Source organism: Candidatus Collinsella stercoripullorum (assembly GCF_027669965.1).
GTDB classification, from domain to species: domain Bacteria; phylum Actinomycetota; class Coriobacteriia; order Coriobacteriales; family Coriobacteriaceae; genus Collinsella; species Collinsella stercoripullorum.
Map to the genome: position 1 here is coordinate 1 of NZ_JAQECM010000105.1, position 1,071 is coordinate 1,071.

The following is a 1,071-nucleotide window of genomic DNA, read 5'->3' on the forward strand; positions in this document are numbered from 1 at the left end:
CCCGCGGCGGCCGGCGGGCGCCCGAGCGTTCGGGCGCCGCGTCTCCGCCCTGCCCCCGAACGCGGCGGGCGCGCCCTGCGCGCCGCGCGCATCTTCGCACCAACCCCTCGATGAAAGGCATCACCATGAACAGCACCCCTGTCGAACACCCCCATGCGACCCGCCGTCAGACCGCCGAGGCCGTGGGGCGCGTCCTGCTCACCGGCACGCTGGCGGGCTCCCTCGCCTGCACGGTCGGGGCCGTCCCGATGCTCGCGCACCCTGCGGCCGCCTTCGCCCAGGATGCCGCGCAGGCGGCCGCCGGCGGCGCCGGCCCGAAGGACGAGACGGTCTACATCAGGACCGCGCCCGACGGCTCGGTCACGGGCATCTACGTCGTGAACAAGTTCGAGCTCACCGGAAGCGCCCGCATCGCCGACCCGGGCTCCTACGCCTCCGTGGAGAACCTCAGCACCACCGACGCCCTGTCGCAGGAGGACGGATCCGTCGTCGCCGACGTGCAGGGCACCGGCCCCTTCTACTACCAGGGCGACCTCGACCCCGCGACCGCCCTCCCCTGGGGCGTGCACGTGTCCTACCGGCTGGACGGCGAGCCCGTGGACGCCTCCGCGCTCGCCGGCGCCTCCGGCGAGCTGCAGATCGAGCTCGCCGTCGACGGGAACGGGGGCGACGCGAACCTGGCGGACTTCGCCGGCAGCTGCGTGGTGCAGGCGCAGGCAACGTTTGACGAGGAGCGCTTCGAGCTCACGGACGCAGGCGGCACCACGGCGGCGCACGCGGGCGGCGACACGGTGCTCACGGCCATGGTCCTGCCCGGCGAGGACGCGACCTTCACGGTCACCGCGCAGGTGAGGGACTTCTCCTACGACGGCTGGCAGATCACGGCCATGCCCCTGTCGATGGCGATCGACGTCAGCGCCGAGGCGTCCGGCCTCTCGGAGCAGACCGGCGAGCTCGAGCAGGCGACCTCGTCGCTCGCCGCGGGGTCGGGGTCGCTCGCCGAGGCGCTCTCGACGCTCTCGGACGGCGCCGGGGCGCTCGATGCGGGCGCGGCGTCCGCGGCGGACGGCG

At 74.7% G+C, this 1,071-nt stretch carries 1 protein-coding gene; it reads left to right on the top strand.

The annotated features are described in order from the left end of the window. Positions 1-125: 125 nt before the first annotated feature. Positions 126-1,071: hypothetical protein (locus tag PHA29_RS10540; RefSeq protein WP_270849594.1), on the top strand; the 946-nt coding region annotated here is incomplete at its 3' end.